Origin of the sequence: Collinsella sp. BG-O-102 (assembly GCF_023656745.1) — a bacterium.
Lineage (GTDB): Bacteria > Actinomycetota > Coriobacteriia > Coriobacteriales > Coriobacteriaceae > Collinsella.
This window is the reverse complement of the sequence record NZ_JAMOKO010000043.1, coordinates 1-1223: the sequence shown is the minus strand read 5'-3', so window position 1 is coordinate 1223 and position 1223 is coordinate 1. Positions and strand designations below refer to the sequence as shown.

General features: G+C 66.7%; 2 protein-coding genes. Both read left to right on the top strand.

Annotation, left to right across the window (positions count from 1 at the left end; genetic code table 11):
• A partial coding sequence (rfbB, locus tag NBH09_RS09955; RefSeq protein ID WP_284703164.1) for a dTDP-glucose 4,6-dehydratase occupies positions 1-997 on the top strand: 997 nt, incomplete at its 5' end.
• 14 nt (positions 998-1011) lie between these two features.
• The coding region (locus NBH09_RS09950; protein ID WP_250787862.1) for a dTDP-4-dehydrorhamnose 3,5-epimerase family protein at positions 1012-1223 on the top strand (212 nt) is incomplete at its 3' end.

The window sequence follows — 1223 nt, the reverse complement described above, 5'->3', positions numbered from 1 at the left end:
GAACATCATCGTCACGGGCGGCTGCGGCTTCATCGGCAGCAACTTCGTGCGCTATGTCGTGAACAACCACCCCGACGTCCACGTCACCGTCCTGGACAAGCTGACCTACGCCGGCAACCCCGAGAACATCGCCGGGCTGCCGTCGGACCGCGTGGAGCTCGTCGTGGGCGACATCTGCGACGCGGAGCTGCTGGACAGGATCGTCCCGGGCCACGACGCCATCGTGCACTACGCCGCAGAGAGCCACAACGACAACTCCATCGCCGACCCCGAGCCGTTCCTGCGCACCAACGTGGAGGGCACCTTCCGCCTGCTGGAGGCCGTCCGCAAGTACGGCATCCGCTACCACCACGTCTCCACCGACGAGGTCTACGGCGACCTGGCGCTCGACGACCCGGCGAAGTTCACCGAGGAGACGCCGTATCACCCGAGCAGCCCGTACTCGAGCACCAAGGCGTCCTCCGACATGCTCGTGCGCGCCTGGACCCGCACCTACGGCCTGCGCACCACGATCTCCAACTGCTCCAACAACTACGGCCCCTACCAGCACGTGGAGAAGTTCATCCCCAGGCAGATCACCAACATCATCGACGGAGTCCGCCCCAAGCTCTACGGCCGCGGCGAGAACGTCCGCGACTGGATCCACACCGAGGACCACTCCTCGGCCGTCTGGGACATCCTCACGAAGGGCCGCATGGGGGAGACCTACCTCATCGGCGCCGACGGGGAGAGGAACAACATCACCGTGCTGCGCATGATCCTTGCGGCCATGGGACGCGACCCCGAGGACTTCGACTGGGTCGCCGACCGCCCCGGCCACGATCGCCGCTACGCCATCGACTCCACCAAGCTGCAGACCGAGCTCGGCTGGCGCCCGACGCACACCGACTTCGCCGAGGGCCTCAGGGCCACCATCGACTGGTACGTGGCCAACGAGTCCTGGTGGCGCCCGGCCAAGGAGGCCACCGAGGCCCGCTACCGCGCACAGGGCCAGTAGGAGGGGATAGACCTATGGCAGACATCGCATTCGAGAAGGACCTGACCGTCGCCGAGACCGGCATCGGGGGCCTGAAGGTCGTCGACCTCGCCGTCCACGGCGACTCGCGCGGCTGGTTCAAGGAGAACTGGCAGCGCGCCAAGATGTGCGCCCTGGGCATCCCCGACCTCCGTGTCGTCCAGAACAACATCTCCTACAACGAGAAGAGGGGCGTCACCCGCGGCAT